The 18,129-nt window shown below is 66.7% G+C and carries 17 protein-coding genes; 9 read left to right on the forward strand and 8 right to left on the reverse strand.

The annotated features are described in order from the left end of the window. The first annotated feature begins 191 nt into the window (after positions 1 to 191). Entirely contained in the window at positions 192 to 1,643 is a 1,452-nt protein-coding gene (locus OHB26_RS15440) for an NAD-dependent succinate-semialdehyde dehydrogenase (protein ID WP_330184854.1), read from the forward strand. 401 nt (positions 1,644 to 2,044) lie between these two features. Here OHB26_RS15440 and OHB26_RS15445 read toward each other — a convergent pair whose 3' ends face one another. Continuing rightward, positions 2,045 to 2,332: a chorismate mutase gene (locus OHB26_RS15445; protein ID WP_330185653.1), complete on the reverse strand. Its 288-nt coding sequence runs from the start codon at positions 2,330 to 2,332 to the stop codon at positions 2,045 to 2,047. Between the two features lie 373 nt (positions 2,333 to 2,705). Here OHB26_RS15445 and pcrA point away from each other — a divergent pair, with 373 nt between their 5' ends. Further along, positions 2,706 to 5,186: a DNA helicase PcrA gene (pcrA, locus tag OHB26_RS15450; protein ID WP_330184855.1), complete on the forward strand. Its 2,481-nt coding sequence runs from the start codon at positions 2,706 to 2,708 to the stop codon at positions 5,184 to 5,186. A gap of 283 nt (positions 5,187 to 5,469) precedes the next feature. Here the strand turns inward: pcrA and OHB26_RS39710 are convergent, their stop codons facing one another. Next, complete coding sequence (locus OHB26_RS39710; RefSeq protein ID WP_442942952.1) at positions 5,470 to 6,789, reverse strand: M23 family metallopeptidase; 1,320 nt, start codon at positions 6,787 to 6,789, stop codon at positions 5,470 to 5,472. Between the two features lie 544 nt (positions 6,790 to 7,333). On the opposite strand from OHB26_RS39710, the gene sucC reads away from it, so the two are divergent. Then, on the forward strand, positions 7,334 to 8,500 hold the full coding sequence (gene sucC, locus OHB26_RS15460; RefSeq protein WP_330184856.1) for an ADP-forming succinate--CoA ligase subunit beta: 1,167 nt from the start codon (positions 7,334 to 7,336) through the stop codon (positions 8,498 to 8,500). A 15-nt stretch (positions 8,501 to 8,515) separates the two neighbouring features. Further along, positions 8,516 to 9,430 carry a succinate--CoA ligase subunit alpha gene (sucD, locus tag OHB26_RS15465; RefSeq protein ID WP_067572883.1) on the forward strand — a complete coding sequence of 305 codons (915 nt, stop codon included), beginning with the start codon at positions 8,516 to 8,518 and terminating at the stop codon, positions 9,428 to 9,430. A gap of 218 nt (positions 9,431 to 9,648) precedes the next feature. Here the strand turns inward: sucD and OHB26_RS15470 are convergent, their stop codons facing one another. After that, positions 9,649 to 10,242, reverse strand: coding sequence for a Uma2 family endonuclease (locus OHB26_RS15470; protein WP_330184857.1), 594 nt, complete (start codon positions 10,240 to 10,242; stop codon positions 9,649 to 9,651). Positions 10,243 to 10,486: 244 nt separating this feature from the next. Here OHB26_RS15470 and OHB26_RS15475 point away from each other — a divergent pair, with 244 nt between their 5' ends. From OHB26_RS15475 to purH, 4 genes are all read left to right on the forward strand, one after another. Next, positions 10,487 to 11,431: a DUF5336 domain-containing protein gene (locus OHB26_RS15475; protein WP_330184858.1), complete on the forward strand. Its 945-nt coding sequence runs from the start codon at positions 10,487 to 10,489 to the stop codon at positions 11,429 to 11,431. A 165-nt stretch (positions 11,432 to 11,596) separates the two neighbouring features. Further along, complete coding sequence (locus tag OHB26_RS15480; protein ID WP_330184859.1) at positions 11,597 to 13,090, forward strand: cell division protein PerM; 1,494 nt, start codon at positions 11,597 to 11,599, stop codon at positions 13,088 to 13,090. 63 nt (positions 13,091 to 13,153) lie between these two features. Then, complete coding sequence (purN, locus tag OHB26_RS15485; protein ID WP_330185654.1) at positions 13,154 to 13,807, forward strand: phosphoribosylglycinamide formyltransferase; 654 nt, start codon at positions 13,154 to 13,156, stop codon at positions 13,805 to 13,807. Continuing rightward, positions 13,804 to 15,390, forward strand: coding sequence for a bifunctional phosphoribosylaminoimidazolecarboxamide formyltransferase/IMP cyclohydrolase (gene purH / locus OHB26_RS15490; protein WP_330184860.1), 1,587 nt, complete (start codon positions 13,804 to 13,806; stop codon positions 15,388 to 15,390). Before purN ends, purH begins: the two co-directional genes overlap by 4 nt. 105 nt (positions 15,391 to 15,495) lie before the next feature. Here the strand turns inward: purH and OHB26_RS15495 are convergent, their stop codons facing one another. Beyond that, positions 15,496 to 15,957, reverse strand: coding sequence for a hypothetical protein (locus tag OHB26_RS15495; protein WP_330184861.1), 462 nt, complete (start codon positions 15,955 to 15,957; stop codon positions 15,496 to 15,498). 204 nt (positions 15,958 to 16,161) lie between these two features. Between OHB26_RS15495 and OHB26_RS15500 the strand changes: the two genes are divergently transcribed. Beyond that, positions 16,162 to 16,725: a LysM peptidoglycan-binding domain-containing protein gene (locus OHB26_RS15500; protein WP_330184862.1), complete on the forward strand. Its 564-nt coding sequence runs from the start codon at positions 16,162 to 16,164 to the stop codon at positions 16,723 to 16,725. Between the two features lie 206 nt (positions 16,726 to 16,931). Here the strand turns inward: OHB26_RS15500 and rpsR are convergent, their stop codons facing one another. From rpsR to rpmB, 4 genes are read right to left on the reverse strand one after another with little or no spacing between them, the layout of a single operon-like run. Then, positions 16,932 to 17,189 (reverse strand): 30S ribosomal protein S18, encoded by a 258-nt coding sequence (gene rpsR, locus OHB26_RS15505; RefSeq protein WP_330184863.1) that lies wholly within the window; start codon positions 17,187 to 17,189, stop codon positions 16,932 to 16,934. Between the two features lie 34 nt (positions 17,190 to 17,223). Then, positions 17,224 to 17,631: a 30S ribosomal protein S14 gene (gene rpsN, locus OHB26_RS15510; RefSeq protein ID WP_330184864.1), complete on the reverse strand. Its 408-nt coding sequence runs from the start codon at positions 17,629 to 17,631 to the stop codon at positions 17,224 to 17,226. A gap of 1 nt (position 17,632) precedes the next feature. Next, positions 17,633 to 17,803, reverse strand: a complete 171-nt coding sequence (rpmG, locus tag OHB26_RS15515; protein WP_330184865.1) for a 50S ribosomal protein L33 — start codon at positions 17,801 to 17,803, stop codon at positions 17,633 to 17,635. A 10-nt stretch (positions 17,804 to 17,813) separates the two neighbouring features. Continuing rightward, on the reverse strand, positions 17,814 to 18,050 hold the full coding sequence (gene rpmB, locus OHB26_RS15520) for a 50S ribosomal protein L28 (protein WP_330184866.1): 237 nt from the start codon (positions 18,048 to 18,050) through the stop codon (positions 17,814 to 17,816). Between the last annotated feature and the right edge of the window lie 79 nt (positions 18,051 to 18,129).

Here is an 18,129-nt window from a genome sequence, read left to right on the forward strand (position 1 = left end):
CGAGCTCACAGGGCCGCGAACCCGCCGAAGCGCAGCTTCGGCAAATCAAACAGAGCAAGTTCGCGGCCCGGCTCGGTTCTGGAGCGAGGGAGCGCAGCGACTGAGTGGAGGAGTGAAGAACCGAGCTCACAGGGCCGCGAACCCGCCGAAGCGCAGCTTCGGCAAATCAAACAGAGCCTAGGCTGATTCGCATGGTGTCAGAACGCGAACTACTCGATTCCATACCTACGCGACTGTGGATCGGCGGACCGGTCGATGCCACCGGGGGCGGGACCTTCCCGGTGCGCAATCCGGCCACGGGGGAGACCCTCGTCGAAATCGCCGACGCCACTCCACAAGACGCGGTGCGCGCCCTCGACGCGGCCGTCGCCGTCCAGGCCGAATGGGCCGCCACCCCCGCCCGCGAGCGCGGTGAGATCCTGCGCGCGGTCTTCGAGGCCATTACCGCCCGGTCCGAGGAGTTCGCCCTCCTCATGACCCTGGAGATGGGCAAGGCGCTGCCCGAGAGCCGCAATGAGGTCCGCTACGGCGCGGAGTTCTTCCGCTGGTTCAGCGAGGAGGCCACCCGCATCCACGGCCGGTATCAGGCCGCCCCCGCCGGGACCGGGCGCATCCTCGTGACCAAACAACCGGTCGGGCCCTGTCTGGCCATCACCCCGTGGAACTTCCCGCTCGCCATGGGCACCCGCAAGATCGGGCCCGCTCTCGCCGCCGGCTGCACCATGATCGTCAAGCCCGCGAGCGAGACCCCGCTCACCATGCTGCTGCTGGCGCAGCTCTGCCGCGATGCCGGACTGCCCGACGGCGTGCTGTCGGTGATCACGACATCGCATTCCGGCGCCGTCACCGCCCCGCTGCTGAACGATCCGCGGCTGCGCAAGCTCACCTTCACCGGATCCACTCCGGTCGGTAAGAAGCTCGTGGAGAGCTCCGCGCACGGGTTGTTGCGCACCTCCATGGAGCTCGGCGGCAATGCGCCCTTCGTGGTCTTCGACGATGCCGATATCGATGCGGCCGTCCAGGGCGCGGTACTGGCCAAGCTCCGCAACGGCGGCGAGGCGTGCACGGCCGCCAATCGCTTCCACGTCCAGAACTCGGTGCGCGCGGAGTTCACCCGGAAACTGGTCGCCGCCATGGCCGAATACAAGCTCGGCCCGGGTACCGATCCACAGACCACGCTCGGTCCGCTGATCAACGAAGACCAGTTGGACACCGTCACCGAGCTGGTCGAGGACGCCGTATCCGCCGGTGCGCGAGTCGAATTGGGCGGTAAGGCTCCCGGCGGACCGGGCTGGTTCTACCCGGCTACCGTGCTCACCGATCTCCCGCCGCAGGCCCGCATCCTGCGCGAAGAGGTCTTCGGACCGGTCGCCCCCGTTGTCGGCTTCGATACCGAGGAGCAGGGGCTCGCCGCCGCCAACGACACCGAATTCGGGCTGGTCGCATACGTTTACACGCAGAGCCTGGACCGCGCGCTGCGCATTGCCGAGGGCCTGGAGACCGGCATGGTCGGGGTCAATCGCGGTGTCATCTCCGATCCGGCCGCACCCTTCGGCGGGGTGAAGGAGTCCGGCTTCGGTCGCGAGGGCGGCTTCGAGGGCATCGAGGAGTACCTCAACACCAAGTACATCGCCCTGCCCTGATCCCGACCGTCCGGATTCCTCCGCAAATGAAGAACCGCCCCGGGGTAAGACACCCGGGGCGGCCTCTGGAAAGCGCTACTCGCTCGCACGAGTGTCGCGTGGTCAGCGGTGCCCTGTACGGCACACCGCACGTTCTATCGCCCCAACCAGTCCCGCGCGTTAACACCCGGAGACAACCCCGCCAATAACCCCCACCCAAAGTCGCGGCCCGCCCCGTTTCTGGACTGAGTGGAGCGGGGGAGCGAAGCGGAGGAGCGGAGGGAGGGAAGAAACGGGGTCACGAGGGCCGTGACCCGCCGTAGCGGAGCGGAGGCCGAAAATGGAGCCCGCGACCCGCCGGAGCGAAGCGGAGGCCGAAAATGGAGCCCGCGACCCGCCGTAGCGGAGCGGAGGCCGAAAATTCAGTGGCCGAGACGACCCCGGCCCAGGCGCAGCAGCAGCATGGCGAGGGTGTGTCCCTCCTGACCGAGCTCACTGAAACGCTCCAGCACCTTCATCTCGCGCGAGTGCACGAGCTTGGTGCCGCCGTTCGCCATACGCGTGCGGCCGATAATGCGCGAGACCTCGGTCCGGCGCTTGATCGCCGCCAGGATCTCGGCGTCGAGCTTGTCGATCTCCTTGCGCAGCTTGTCGATCTCCGCCTCCGAGGGCAGCGCGGTCGCCTCGGCGGCCGCGGTCTCGGCGGGCATGGCGGAGTCCGCTCCGGTGGCAGGCTCGGATTGCCCCGTCGTCGAGATGCTCATACTTTCAACTCCTCGTGGTCCAGAACGTCGATCGGCAGGCGGCCCCGACCCGTTACCGATCGGTTCTTCACCAAGAATCAGACCTCTTGCGTTCTACATTGTCCCCCGCTGGACCCGCTCAGGTGCATTCACTAGCCAAAGCGCCGGTCATGTGGCCAGTGTGCCATGTGGTGTGAGCAAACCAAAACGTCTCCGTTTGTGAATCTGCTGAGTTTTCGCGCCGCCGAGGTTCACCTCGGGTTCGCCGGACCGGCACTTATCGGACACCTTCGCCGCCGGATGCGCACCTGTCGGTGCCCGCCGGTAGCGTGGATGGGCGATGAAGACGACGGTGGCGAGGGACGAGCAGCAGGCCGAGCAGAAACTGCTCGAGGGGTTGAATCCGCAACAGCGCGCGGCGGTGGTGCACACCGGAACTCCGCTGCTGATCGTGGCGGGTGCCGGATCGGGAAAGACCGCCGTACTCACCCGGCGTATCGCCTATCTCCTGGACGCCCGCGGGGTCCGCCCCGGCGAGGTGCTGGCCATCACCTTCACCAATAAGGCCGCGGCCGAGATGCGCGAACGCGTCGCCGGTCTGGTCGGACCGCGCGCGGCCGGAATGTGGGTCTCCACCTTCCACTCCAGTTGTGTTCGCATACTTCGCACACAGGCCAATCTGGTCGCCGGGCTCAACTCCAACTTCTCCATCTACGACGCCGACGACTCCCGCCGCCTGCTCGCCATGGTGAGCCGCGACTTCGATATCGACGCCAAGAAGTACACCCCGCGCCTGCTCGCCACCGCCATCTCCAATCTCAAGAACGAACTCGTCGATCCGGCCCAGGCCGCCGCCGACGCCGAGACCGAGGAGGCCGAACTGCCGCGCCTGGTCGCCCGCGTCTACGACGAGTACCAGCGGCGGCTGCGCGCGGCCAACGCCATGGACTTCGACGACCTCATCGGCGAGACGGTGGCCCTGCTGCAACGGCATCCACAGGTGGCCGAGTACTACCGGCGGCGCTTCCGGCACGTGCTGGTCGACGAGTACCAGGACACCAACCACGCGCAGTACGTGCTCGTGCGCGAACTGGTCGGGCATCACCGGCACGTCTGGGGTGCGGACGGCGCGCTCGAGGAAGAGAACAAAGCCGCCGACCGGGTGCCGCCGAGCGAGTTGTGCGTGGTGGGTGACGCGGACCAGTCCATCTACGCCTTCCGCGGCGCGACCATCCGCAATATCGAGGAGTTCGAGCGCGACTTCCCGGATGCGGAAACCATTCTGCTGGAACAGAATTACCGCTCCACCCAGCATATTCTGGCCGCCGCCAACGCCGTCATCTCGCGTAATGAGAACCGGCGTGAGAAGAAGCTGTGGACCGACTCCGGCGACGGTGAGCTGATCGTCGGCTATGTCGCCGACAACGAGCATGACGAAGCCTCGTTCGTGGCGCGTGAGATCGACAAGCTGGTCGACCAGGGCGATGCCAACTACAACGATGTCGCGGTCTTCTACCGCACCAACAACAACTCCCGTGCGCTCGAAGAGATCTTCATTCGAATGGGGTTGCCGTACAAGGTCGTCGGCGGGGTGCGCTTCTACGAGCGCAAGGAGGTCCGCGATATCGTCGCGTACCTGCGCGTGCTGGAGAATCCGGATGACGCGGTGAGCCTGCGCCGCATTCTCAACACCCCGCGCCGGGGGATCGGCGACCGCGCCGAGGCGTGCGTGGCCGTGCATGCCGAACAGCGCGATATCGGTTTCGCACAGGCGCTTCGGGATGCCGCCGACGGTAAGGTCGCACTGCTCAATACCCGTGCGGTGAAGGCCATCGCCGGATTCGTCGAACTGCTCGACGAGATCCGCGCCGCCGGTGTGCAGCCGGATCAGGACTTCCCGGATGTCGGCAATGTGGTCGAGGCCGTGCTGGACCGCACCGGCTACCGCCGCGAACTCGAGGCCAGCGACGATCCGCAGGACGGCGCGCGCCTGGACAATCTCAACGAATTGGTCAGCGTCGCACGCGAATTCAGCTCCGAAGCGCGCAACAATGTGGAAGCCGCACGGGCGGAGGGCATTGTGCCCGAACAGGCCGAGGGCGAACCCGAACCCGGTTCCCTCGCAGCCTTTTTGGAGCGCGTCTCGCTGGTCGCGGACAGCGATCAGATTCCGGACGAGGGCACCGGCGTCGTCACCATGATGACCCTGCACACCGCCAAGGGCCTGGAGTTCCCCGTCGTCTTCGTCACCGGCTGGGAGGACGGCCAGTTCCCGCATATGCGCGCCCTGGGCGATCCCACCGAACTGGCCGAGGAGCGCCGCCTGGCCTACGTCGGCATCACCCGCGCCCGCCAGCGCCTCTACCTGACCCGCGCCGTGGTCCGCTCCGGCTGGGGGCAGCCCGTCTCCAACCCCGAATCCCGCTTCCTACAGGAGATTCCGGGCCACCTGATGGACTGGCGCCGCCTCGAGCCCACCGTCTCCCAAACCGGTCGCAGCATGGGCCGCCGCCGCGGTGACGACGAGGGCTTCGAACGCGACTGGACCCGAGGCGACGGCTGGTCCCCGGAAACCCGCCCCGGTGTCCGCGGCGGCGACCGCCGCCCCGCCCCCTCCTCCGGCGGCAGCGGTGCGGGCAAACGCAACAACACCGGCCTCGTCCTGGCCGTGGGTGACCGCGTGAGCGACGACAAATACGGCCTCGGCCGAGTGGTGGCCGCCGAAGGCTTCGGCACCTTGGCCACCGTCACCATCGACTTCGGCACCGCTGGCAAAATCCGCCTCATCCCCTCCTACAGCCGGACCTTGGTAAAGCTCTAGCTGCCCGCCGCGCACGGCGAGTTCATGTGCGGCGCACGGACTTCTGCGGGTGGTGTGATCCGTCAGGTGTCGGCGGACAGTCCGCCGCTCCGGCACGTGCACGCCCCGCCATCTTCTTCACCGTGGCATCGCTTGCGGTCCCGGCGGGCAGAGGCCCCAGTCATCCCGGCATCTTTCGGCCGGGATCCACACCGAGCCCGACTCAGGCCGAGAACTCGACAACCTCTCGAAACGCGAACTGCCCACCCGGTTTCCCGGGTGGGCAGCTGTAAATGCTTGGAACTCAGTCGCGCTGGATGCCGAGGGAGATGCCGCGGGAGGCGAGCCAGGGCAGGGGGTCGATCTTGTCGACGCCGTTGAGCCAGACTTCGAAGTGGCAGTGCGGGCCGGTGGAGAAGCCGCGGTTGCCGACGGTGGCGATCTGGTCGCCCGCCAGCACACGCTGGCCCGCGGACACCGTCGCGGTGTCGATGTGGCCGTAGATGGTCACGGTGCCGTCATCGTGCAGCAGACGGACCCACATACCGAAACCCGAAGCGGGGCCTGCCTCCAGGACCGTTGCGTCGGCTACGGCGTAGATGGGGGTGCCGATGGGGGCCGCCACGTCCACGCCGAGGTGCTGGACGCCCCAGCGGATACCGAAACCGGAGGTGAAGTTTCCGGCGGCGAATTTGGTGAAGAGCGGGCGCAGTTTGGCGGCCTCGGCGGCGGCCAGATCGGCCGCGTACTTCTGGCCCTTCTGCAAGATGTCGTTGAACTGGGTGAGATCAACGGGCGCACCCGAATTCAGCACCTGCGGTGAGCCGGACGTATCGCCGATGGTCTCGTTCGCGGAGACCTCGCGCACCTGTGCGGCGGCCTGGTACTCGACATTGTCGGCCTGTGCGCCGGTGGTCTCCATACCGGTCTGTCCGGCGGCGACCACCGCGCCCGCGGCCACGGCCACCACGGCGGCGCGACCCTTGAGCGAGCTCGGCGGAGTCGGAACGCGGTGCGTACCACCGGCGCGGCGGCGACCACCGGAAATCTTCGGGCGATCCTCGGCCGAATCCGCTTCGCTCGCACGCTGATCGACGCGCGCGCCGTCACCGGAGAAGTCGAGGCGGTCACCGGAGGCGGTGCGGAAGCTGTAGACGGGTCGATAGTCACCCGAGGGCGACGGATCGGCGGGGGAGTCCCAATTGGCGCGGGACTGCCCGGCCCAATCGCTCGGATTGGGGGCGGCCCAGCCACCGGTGTTGGGTCCGGACTGGTCGGCGGGGGTGTTCCACGCGGCCTGTTCATCCCAGCCACCGGCGTTGCCCCACCGCGGCTGTGACTCCCAGTTGGACTGGGCGGCCTCCCAATTGGGTTCCGGCTGCCAGTTCTGCGCGGAGTCCTGCCAACCGGCGGCGGAGTCCTGCCAGTTCTCGGCGGGAGCTTCCCAGTTCTGCGCGGGGGCGGCCGGGGCATCCCAGTTCTGTGAACCGGACCAATCTCCGTGTGCGACCTGGCTGCGTGCCGGGGCCTCGAAGTGGGTTGCGCCGCCGAAGTTCTCGGCCTCTTCGCGATAGCGATGGCCGTGTTTGGCGCGACTGCGTGCTGGGAACGGACCCTCGCTCATCGGAGCTGGTCCAGGTATTGCCGCGGAGCTGACGGAGTGCCTGCGGAGCGGAGCTCTACCTGCGGAGCGCTGTGCTGCGTCAAGCCTGCCGTCCTCCTGTCGTGACCGGGTTGTGACATCGACCGCATCGACGGTAACGAAACGATTGCGGCTCAGCAAGCGATGGAAGGGGTTCGACACGCTCGTGTGACATTCATCACGTCGCGAGCCGACATTTCCTCACTGTGCTGTGGGTAACCAGGTGAGCTCTGTCAACGACGCCACGTAGTAGCCCGTATCACGCTGCGGGATTCGAGTGTTCTACCTGGCGGACCGTCAACAAGCTACCCGTGAGTAGCATTGACAAGGCGTTTTGTGAGCACAGAGACAGTACCGTGACCTGCGCCACTTAGGCTGTATGCGGCTGATTTCGGCTCCATGTGACTGGTTAGAGTCCGACCCGACCCGCTGACCCTTTCGAGCGACCTGCAAGCAGTCGCTACGGGTCGACAACGGGCCGCCAACCCAGACGTTGTCACAACAACGCAGACGAGACGGTGAGTACATGGATCTCTTCGAATATCAGGCGAAGGAACTCTTCGTGAAGCACGGAGTGCCTTCGTCGGAGGGTCGTGTCACCGACACGGCCGAGGACGCGCGTGCGATTGCCGAAGAAATCGGCAAGCCGGTCATGATCAAGTCGCAGGTCAAGGTCGGTGGCCGCGGCAAGGCCGGTGGCGTGAAGTACGCCGCCACCCCGGACGACGCCTTCACCCACGCCCAGAACATCCTGGGCCTGGACATCAAGGGCCACATCACCAAGAAGATCCTGGTCGCCGAGGCGAAGGACATCGCCGAGGAGTACTACATCTCCTTCCTGCTGGACCGTTCCAACCGCACCTACCTGGCCATGTGCTCGGTCGAGGGCGGCATGGAGATCGAGGAAGTCGCGGTCAAGTCCCCCGAGCGTCTGGCCAAGGTGCCCGTCGACGCCGTCAAGGGTGTCGACCTGGCCTTCGCCCGTTCCATCGCCGAGCAGGGCCACCTGCCCGCCGAGGTGCTCGACGCCGCGGCCGTGACCATCCAGAAGCTGTGGGAGGTGTTCGTCAAGGAGGACGCCACCCTGGTCGAGGTCAACCCGCTGGTTCGCACCCCCAATGACGAAATCCTCGCCCTCGACGGCAAGGTCACCCTGGACGCGAACGCCGAGTTCCGCCACCCCGACCACGCGGAGTTCGCGGATATCGACGCCACCGATCCGCTGGAGCTCAAGGCCAAGGAGAACGACCTCAACTACGTCAAGCTCGACGGTGAGGTCGGCATCATCGGCAACGGCGCCGGTCTGGTCATGTCCACCCTGGACGTGGTCGCCTACGCCGGTGAGAACCACAGCGGCGTCAAGCCCGCCAACTTCCTCGACATCGGTGGCGGCGCCTCGGCCGCCGTCATGGCCGCCGGCCTGGATGTCATCCTGGGCGATGCCCAGGTCAAGAGTGTGTTCGTGAACGTCTTCGGCGGCATCACCGCCTGTGACGCGGTCGCGAACGGCATTGTCGGCGCGCTGGAGACCCTGGGCGCCGAGGCCAACAAGCCGCTGGTCGTGCGCCTCGACGGCAATAAGGTCGAGGAGGGTCGCAAGATCCTCGCCGACTTCAACCACCCGCTGGTGACTCTCGCTCAGACCATGGACGAAGGCGCCGACAAGGCCGCCGAACTGGCCGCCGCCAAGTAAGGGACACGAACCAATATGTCTATCTTCCTGAACAAGGACAACAAGGTCATCGTCCAGGGCATCACCGGCGGTGAGGGCACCAAGCACACCGCGCTGATGCTGAAGGCGGGCACCAACGTGGTCGGCGGTGTCAACGCGCGCAAGGCGGGCACCACCGTCAAGCATGTCGACAAGGACGGCAACGAGGTCGAGCTGCCGGTCTTCGCCTCCGTCGCCGAGGCCATGGAGAAGACCGGGGCCGACACCTCGATCGCCTTCGTGCCGCCCGCCTTCTCCAAGGACGCCATCATCGAGGCCATCGACGCGGAGATCCCGCTGCTCGTGGTCATCACCGAGGGCATCCCGGTGCAGGACACCGCGTACGCGTGGGCCTACAACGTCGAGAAGGGCAACAAGACCCGGATCATCGGCCCGAACTGCCCCGGCATCATCACCCCGGGCGAGTCGCTGGTCGGCATCACCCCGGCCACCATCGCGGGCAAGGGTCCGATCGGCCTGGTCTCCAAGTCGGGCACCCTGACCTACCAGATGATGTTCGAGCTGCGGGACTTCGGTTTCTCCACCGCCATCGGCATCGGCGGCGACCCGATCATCGGCACCACCCACATCGACGCCATCGAGGCGTTCGAGAAGGACCCCGAGACCAAGCTCATCGTCATGATCGGCGAGATCGGCGGCGACGCCGAGGAGCGGGCCGCGGCCTACATCAAGGCCAACGTCACCAAGCCGGTCGTCGGCTACGTCGCGGGCTTCACCGCCCCCGAGGGCAAGACCATGGGCCACGCCGGCGCCATCGTCTCCGACGGTGCGGGCACCGCCCAGGGCAAGAAGGAGGCCCTCGAGGCCGCGGGCGTGAAGGTCGGCAAGACCCCGTCCGAGACCGCCGCCCTGGCGCGCGAAATCCTCGAGAAGGCCAGCATCACCGCCTGAGCTGTCCCGCCACTCCGCGCCTTCAGCGCCCGGCTGAGAGCCGTTGGCGTCGGGGACGCGTGGTGCGGTTCCGGTGCGACCCCGATTTCGGGGGTACCCGGGGAGTTACCCGGACCTCACGAAATCAGTTGTCGCCATTGATGTTCGAGCCTCGAAGGCCGCCTCCCGAATTCGGGAGGCGGCCTTCGCCGTTGCTGATGTTCGGGCTTACTGCGGCGCTATCCTTCGGTTTTTCGCTTCGTGGACAGTGCGTCGAGGTCGATGACGAGTGGGAACGGCTCGTCGACCCGTACGGTCCCGGTGACGCGCGGTTGGATCGTGTAGCGGCCGTTGTCACCCAGGACGAAAATGGTGAGGCCGACAGCGGCATGCTCGACGTCGAGTAGATCGATCACCCAGTAGTGCGCGATCCCGTTCGCGGCGTACTCGCTCGATTTCATCGAGTAGTCACGCAGCGCCGATTCACCAGACGACGCAATCTCGATTGCCAGCGCGATCTGGTCACTCCGGACGCGGGTCTGTTCGTCGACTTCGTCGGGGGCGATCACCAGATCGGGAACACGCCGCTGCGAATCGCCAACCGGTAGTTCGGCTTCGAGCTCAGGGAGCGCTTCCCACTCTGCGGGCAGCTGGGCATTTATCTGGGCGGCCAAGCGGACTATGGCCCGACTGTGCGGCGGCGCGGGGCGAGCATTCACGAGCAAGAGTCCGTTCTCGATCTCGTAAATCAGGCTGTTGTCGACTGGCAGAGCGTCGAATTCTTCCACGCTGATCGGCTGGTTGTGCGAGATCGGTTGCATCTCCACGGTCATCGCCCGCCTCCGTACCGTTCGGTCCTCGTGCTGGTGAGGTTGTTCGCCCAGAGCAGCCTCAATCATCGCACTTTTCGTTACCCGTCAACTTTCGTTCGCGATCATGGCGGAGTGGCCGGGTTGTTTGTACCGGCGGCACCCGGGCATTGCGGTCCGGTGTCGGCGAGTGGCACGCCGTGACCCCGGCCGCGCGGTGCAGTAGCGTCGGTAAGAGTTCGTGAACGACTCGATAGGAGACGACGACATGTCATACCCGACCGGGGGCTCGGGATACAACGGGCCCGCGCCGACGCCTTCCAACGCACCTGGCTACGGCTCGCAGCCCGCGGGTGGTCCCGCAGCAGGGTCGAGTACGGGTGGCGTGGCGGGCAAGGGCCTTCCCTTCCTCCTCACCGTGGGCGTCGCGGCGCTCGGTGTAATCAACTTCCTGCTGGGTTTCGCGCCGTACAAGGGCGCGAAGGAACTCAGCCTCACCTACAGCCTGTTCGAGTCGGATCCGCTGCTCGTCGGCATCCTGCTCTTCGCCGGTCTGCTCGCCGGTCTGTCGCTGCTGCCCAAGCAGAACTGGACCGGGGTCGCGGCGGCCGCCTCGCTGGCGGGCTTCCTGTCGATCCTGTTCAACTCGTTCACCGGGGAGCTGTCCACCAAGTGGGGTGGCTGGCTGATCGTGTTCCTGTCCTTCGTACAGGCCGTGATCGCCGTGCTGGCGGTGCTGTTCGAGGCGGGCATCGTGAAGGCTCCGGCCCCGAAGCCCGCTGCGCCGCAAGGCTTCGGCCAGCAGCCGTTCGGGCAGAGCAGTGGTGGCTACCAGCAGCCGAGCTTCGGCCAGCAGGGCTTCGGCCAGCAGCAGCCGTCCTACGGTCAGCCCGGCCAGCAGCCGGGTCAGCAGGCCGGTTACGGCACCGGCGGCCAGTACCCGCAGCAGCCGTCCTACGGGCAGCAGCCCGCCGGGCAGAGCAGTGGCGGCTACCAGCAGCCGAGCTATGGTCAGCAGCCGCCGTCGTACGGTCAGCAGCCGGGTGGTTTCAGCCAGCAGCAGCCGTCCTACGGTCAGCCCGGAAGCGCCGACGCCACTCAGCATTTCGGCTCGCAGCCGCCGCGCCCGGCCCAGCCCTTCGGAGGCGAACAGGCCGCCGATCCGGCCGCCGACGCGACCCGCGCCTTCCGTCCGGGCCAGGACGATAAGTAGAACCAGCGCGAAATGAGCGGCCCCCAGCACATGCTGGGGGCCTTTTTCGTGTTCGGCGGCTGGTCCGGTCATCCCTGATCGGAGTGCGGCGCGCCTGCCTGCGGGGGAGCGGTGCAGCTGCCAGGCTGGTTTTCCATGAGTGCGCCGAGAACTACCCTGGCTCGGGTGACCGATGAGGATGTGCGGGAAAGACCGCGGGGTCCGGTCTCGGTAGGCGGGGGCGGGTTCGGGTCGCTCACTCCTGAGTGGGCCCGGGTGTTGTTCTTCGTGGCGGCCAGGGCTTCGGCCATTGTGCTGTTGATTATTTTCGCCGTGGTGTTCGGGACGCTGTTGGCCGCGGGGAGTGGGCTTTCGGGTGCGTCGGGGGCGATATCGGCGAGCTGGCTTGCGGTGCATCAGGTTCCGCTGACCATCGGCCGGACCTCGATCGGACTGTGGCCGCTGCTGCCGACCGGGCTGATGCTGTGGCTGGTGGCGCGCGACTGCGCCCGGGCCGCCGATCACTGTGCGGCCGAAGGGGATTGCACCCCGGTGGATCTGGCCTGGATCGCGGGTGCGGCGACCGGCGGGCCGCTGCTGGTGACCGCGGTCTGCCTGGCGGTGGCCGATGACGCTTCCGCTGTGGTGGCCTTGCAGCCGCCGAATACCCTGGTCGCCTTCGCCTGGGTGATCGGTTTGCACCTGCTCGCGGTGATCGCCGGTGTGGGCGTGCGGCATTGGCGTGATTTCACCGATCTGCTGCCGATTCCCCTGCCGCACTGGGTGGTTCCGGGGATGCGAGCCGGGATGCGTTCGGTGTGGCGGCTGCTCGGTGTGGCCGCTGTACTCACCGTGGTGTCGTTCGTCGTGCACTGGTCGCGGATCGGTGACACCTATCATTCGGCCGGAAATTTCGCGGGCGCACTGGGTTTGACGCTGCTGTCGCTGGCCTATCTGCCCAATGCGCTGATCGATGCGGTGAGCGTGCTGCTCGGCGGCCAGGTGCGGATCGGCGCGGGGTCGCTGAGTCTGTTCGGCATCGACGGCGCGCCCGTCCCGGCGGTACCGGTGCTGGCGGCCGTACCGTCCGGCCCGGTCGCGGCCTGGTGGCTGGTCTTTCTCATCGCTCCGGCGGCCGTCGGCGTGCTCGGCGGCCTGGACTGCGGCCGCGGTACCGATGACCGCCCCACCGCGCCGTGGGCGACGCTCACCGCCGCCGCCTCGGCCGCGGTGCTGATCGCGCTGCTCGGTGCCGTGGCCGGTGGTGAGCTCGGCACCTTCGGCTGGATCGGCCCCGATGCCTTGATCGCGGCGGTGCTGGCCTTTCTCTGGTTCGCCGCCACCGGTTATGTCGGCATGCTCGGCGCGCGCTGGTTCGCCCCCGTCGAGGTGCCTGCGGCCGAATACGACTACGACGACAATGAATACGACACCGAGTACGAGGACGACGGCTACGACGGCGAGTACGCCGAGGACGACTACTACGAGGACGACGAGTACGACGACTACTACGACGATGACGATCCGGGTCATGTGGTCGAGGTCGACGGCGAACTCCTGGACGAACCCGACGCCCTCGACCACGAACCGCACGCCGAATCGGCGGAGAACTCCGACATAGTCGACGCCGAAGTGGTAGAGGGAGACCTGCCGGACAACCCTGAAGTGGACGGTCGTTAGGCTCTAGGGCGGCGGATCGCATTCCGCCGTTCCCTTTCCGCCCGATACCCAGGGAGTAGTGCGCTGAGCTCCACGCCCACCCAGCTGCTACCGCCGTCCGCGCCCGCGACGGTCGTCGTGCTCGCCTCCGGCACCGGTTCGCTGCTGCGTTCGCTGCTCGAAGCGACTCGGGAGCCGGGTTATCCGGCCCGGGTCGTCGCCGTCGGCGTGGATCGCGATTGCGCGGCCCTCGATCATGCCGAGGCCTTCGACGTTTCGTCGTTCATGGTCGAGTTGAGCGATTTCGAGGATCGCGCGGCCTGGGATCAGGCGCTGACCGAGATCGTCGACGCGTTCTCGCCGGATCTGGTGGTCTCGGCCGGGTTCATGAAGATCCTCGGCCCCCGCTTCATGCAGCGGTTCGGTGGCCGGATCATCAATACCCATCCGGCGCTGCTGCCCGCCTTCCCGGGCGCGCACGGGGTGCGGGACGCACTGGCCTACGGCGTGCGGGTGACCGGTTCGACCGTGCACCTGGTGGATTCCGGCGTGGATACCGGACCGATCCTGGCGCAGGAGGCGGTCGAGGTGCTGCCCGGTGACGACGAGGCGGCGCTGCATGAGCGCATCAAGGTTGTGGAGCGCCGGCTGCTGGCGGAGACCGTCGCAGCCGTCGCGGTCCGAGGCATTGTCTCCGATGGACGAAAGGCAGTTATCCCGAATGAGGTTCTCCGGTGAGTGAGCGTAAGCCGATCAAGCGGGCCCTGGTAAGCGTCTACGACAAGACCGGTCTGATCGAATTGGCCTCCGGTCTGCACGCTGCGGGCGTGGAGCTGGTCTCGACCGGTTCGACCGCCGGCAAGATCGCCGATGCCGGCATCCCGGTCACCAAAGTCGAAGACCTGACCGGTTTTCCGGAGACCCTGGATGGCCGCGTCAAGACGCTGCACCCGCGCGTGCACGCCGGCATTCTGGCCGACACCCGCAAGGATGAGCACCTGGATCAGCTCGTCGAACTCGGTGTCGAGGCCTTCCAGCTGGTCGTGGTGAACCTGTACCCGTTCACCCAGACCGTGGCCAGTGGCGCGAGCGTCGACGAATCGGTCGAGCAGATCGATATCGGCGGACCGTCCATGGTGCGCGCCGCGGCCAAGAACCACCCCTCCGTCGCGGTGGTCGTGGACACCAATGAGTACGACAGCGTGCTGAAGGCGGTGCAGGGCGGCGGTTTCACCTTCGCCGAGCGAACCGCTTTGGCCGCCAAGGCTTTCCAACACACCGCCAGCTACGATGTGGCCGTCGCCAGCTGGATGACCAGCGTCGCGGTCCCGGCCGCCGAGGCCGCCGACGGCGTGGAATCCGATGCGTCGCAGCGTTTCCCGGCCTGGGTCGGCGCGACCTGGAACCGTGATTCAGTGCTGCGCTACGGCGAGAACCCGCATCAGGGCGCGGCGCTGTACACCAGCGAGGCCGGTGCGCAGGGTCTGGCGCAGGCGAAGCAGTTGCACGGCAAGGAGATGTCGTACAACAACTACACCGATGCCGATGCCGCCTGGCGTGCCGCGTTCGACTTCGACGAGCCCGCGGTCGCGATCATCAAGCACGCCAACCCGTGTGGTGTCGCGGTGGCGTCGGATATCGCGCAGGCGCATCGCAAGGCGCACGCCACCGATCCGGTCAGCGCGTACGGCGGCGTCATCGCGGCCAATCGTGAGGTGAGTGTGGAGATGGCCGAGCAGGTCGCGGAGATCTTCACCGAGGTCATCGTCGCGCCCGGTTACGCCAATGGTGCGGTGGAAGTGTTGCAGCGCAAGAAGAATGTGCGCGTACTCGTCGCCACCCCGGCCCAGCGCAAGGGTGTGGAGCTGCGCCCGGTCAGCGGCGGACTGCTGCTGCAGGACCGTGACATCCTCGATGCCGAGGGTGACAGCGCGGCCGACTGGACCCTCGCCGCCGGCGAGGCCGCCGACGAGCAGACCCTCGCCGATCTCGAATTCGCCTGGCGGGCTTGCCGTTCGGTGAAGTCGAACGCGATCCTGCTGGCGCACGACGGTGCGGCCGTCGGTGTGGGTATGGGGCAGGTCAACCGGGTCGACTCCTGCAAGCTGGCCGTGGACCGCGCCGGTGAGCGCGCCCAGGGTTCGGTGGCTGCCTCCGACGCGTTCTTCCCGTTCTCGGACGGTCCGCAGATTCTGGTCGCCGCGGGCGTGCGCGCCATCGTGCAGCCCGGTGGATCGATCCGTGACAAGGACACCATCGAGCTGTGCAAGGAAGCCGGTGTCACCCTGTACCTGACAGGTTCGCGCCACTTCGCGCACTGAGTGAAAGCCCTACGGGTGTAAAAGCTTTCAGGGCTCGTCCGGGCCGGTTGCAGATCGTGAAAGCGATCCGCAACCGGCCCTGTGCTTTTCGAACCCGTATTGGGACTACTTGCCGCTCAACACTTCTCGGTCACCCAGCGGGGACTTCAGCTGGATCTGCAGGCTGCCGAAGACGGCGATCATGGTGCACATGCGGCCCACCGCGTCGGCGCGGGTGCCCGAGCGCAGGGCGATCGTGACACTCTTGGCGGTCTCGGTGGTGGTGACGTCCACGCCGTAGCATTCGGGCGAGCCGGTGGTGAAGTTGACGGCGATCTTGTCATCCGCCAGGCGGGTCCAGCTGTCGAATTGCAGTGGATGCGGGTTCACAATGCCTGGGTCGGCGGTGAATTCGCGGCCCAGTTGCCCCTGCGGCGCCTCGGTGGGGGCCGGGTCGGCGCTGGTGGTGCCGGTGCCGGTTGTTGTTTTGTCGCCAGTCTTTTCGGTGTCGCCGCAGGCCGCGAGGGTCAGGCTCAGCAGGGCGGCGACGGCGGTGGCGGTGAGGCGGCGGCCTCGGGTCCCGTACATGCGGACCACCCTAACGGTCAGACCGGTCGGGGCGGATATGGACGTATAGCGAACTCCCAGCGACAGTGAGCCAAATTATCCGGGGACTCGGCGCGTAATCCGCACCCGGACCGGGGCGGGAGCAGTAACCTCGGTAGGAGATGTGCGAATGCACTTACGCGCCATCGAATTATCTGTAGCTCTCCCCTCCGGAAAGGACCCACCATGGGCGACGCATTGAAGGTTGGCGAAGAACTTGGTCTCGGACAGTCGCTCGTGGGCGGCGCGTACTCCCTGACTCTGCAAGATGATGGCAACCTGGTGCTGGCCGATCCCAGCGGCAAGGTCGAGTGGGCGTCGGCCACCAACGGCAAGGGCGTGAAGCGCGCGGCGCTGCAGGCGGACGGCAACTTCGTCCTCTACAGCGACAGCGGCGCCGAATGGTCCACCGAGACCAATGGCAAGTCCGTCGATCGCCTGGTCGTGCAGCCGGACCGCAATGTGGTCCTCTACGGTGACGGCGGGGCCGTCTGGTCCACCGGCACCAACACGGACAACCCGATCGCGGCTCCGGTCGAAGAGGTCGCCACCCAGGCCGCGGCCGTCGAGGACGCGCCCCCGCCGCCGCCCCCGGCCGCCCAGACCTACACGGTCGAGCCCGGCGACACCCTGTGGGCGATCGCCGAGCGCTTCTACGGTGACGGCAACCGCTACCAGCAGATCGCCGACGCCAACGGCATCCCCAACCCGGATGCCATCAACGCCGGTCAGGTCCTGACCATCCCGTAAGTCGCGGCGCCGCAACACAGCTGAACGAGTCCCCGAGTGCGAGCACTCGGGGACTCTGCTTATGCGGGGGAGGGACTCTTCGAGTCCCAGGGGCTCCGCCTCCGCACCTCACCGGCGCGGCGGGCTCGCTTCCTACCTCGATTTGCCTTGCGCCCCCGATACGAAAGCATCGGGGGCGCAATGTTTTTCACTGCCCGGGAGCTGCGTCAGCGGCTCGTGGTGAAGGGGAGCAGCGCCATTTCGCGGGCGTTCTTCACGGCAATGGCGACCTGGCGCTGTTGCTGGGGGGTGAGGCCGGTGACGCGGCGGCTGCGGATTTTGCCGCGGTCGGAGATGAACGTGCGGAGCAGGTTCACGTCCTTGTAGTCGACGGTCTCGACGCCGGCGGCGATCAGTGGGTTCTTCTTGGGTTTGCGGCCCTGCTCGGCGCGGGCCTTCTTCGAGGGTGCTCGCTTCACTGCCATGTCAGCGGTTCCTTCTCACGAGATCTGTGGGTGGTTACCAGCTCGATTTATGTACACCGGGCAGTTCTCCGCGGTGAGCCATTTCGCGTACGCGTATGCGCGAAAGGCCGAACTTGCGGAGATGACCACGTGGGCGTCCATCCGCGGCGTCCCGATTGCGCAATCGTACCGGACTGGCATCGCGCGGCAGCCGCGCCAGGGCCGCGTACAACTCGCCTACGCTTCGCTCCGGCTGTTCGCGGCCCTGGTGACCCCGTTTCTTCTCTCCCTCCGCTCCTCCGCTGCGCTCCCCCGCTCCACTCGGTCCAGAAACGGGGCGGGCCGCGAACTCCAGGGCGGACTGTTTGCGGATCAGCTCCTTGAGTTCGGCGCGTCGAGCTGCGTACCTGGCCACTATCTCTTTGCGCTGCTCGTTCTTGACGATCTTCGACTTCTTCGCCATGTCAACGGCTTTCGCGGAAGTCGACGTGCCTGCGAACCCTCGGGTCGTACTTGCGCAGGGTCATGCGGTCGGGGTCGTTGCGCCGGTTCTTGCGGGTGACGTAGGTGTAGCCGGTTCCGGCGGTGGAGACGAGTTTGACGATCGGCCGGAGTTCGGTCGATTTCGATGCCATCTGATGCTCCTCAGATCTTCTGGCCGCTGGCGCGCAGCCGGGCGACGACCGCTTCGATGCCGTCGCGGTCGATGGTCTTGACGCCCTTGGTGGAGACGTTCAGCGTGATGCGTCGGTCCTCGCTGGGCAGGTAGTAGGTCTTGCGCTGGATATTGGGGTTCCAGCGCCGGTTGGTCCGGGTGTGTGAGTGTGAAACGGACTTGCCGAAGCCGGGTTTGCGCCCGGTGACCTGGCAGATGGCCGACATATCCACCCTTTCTGCAGATGACAATCATTTTCGACAACGGGTTTATTCCAATGTACGCTGAGCCCCCTGTAAATGAAAA

Source organism: Nocardia sp. NBC_01503 (assembly GCF_036327755.1).
Taxonomy (GTDB): Bacteria; Actinomycetota; Actinomycetes; order Mycobacteriales; family Mycobacteriaceae; genus Nocardia.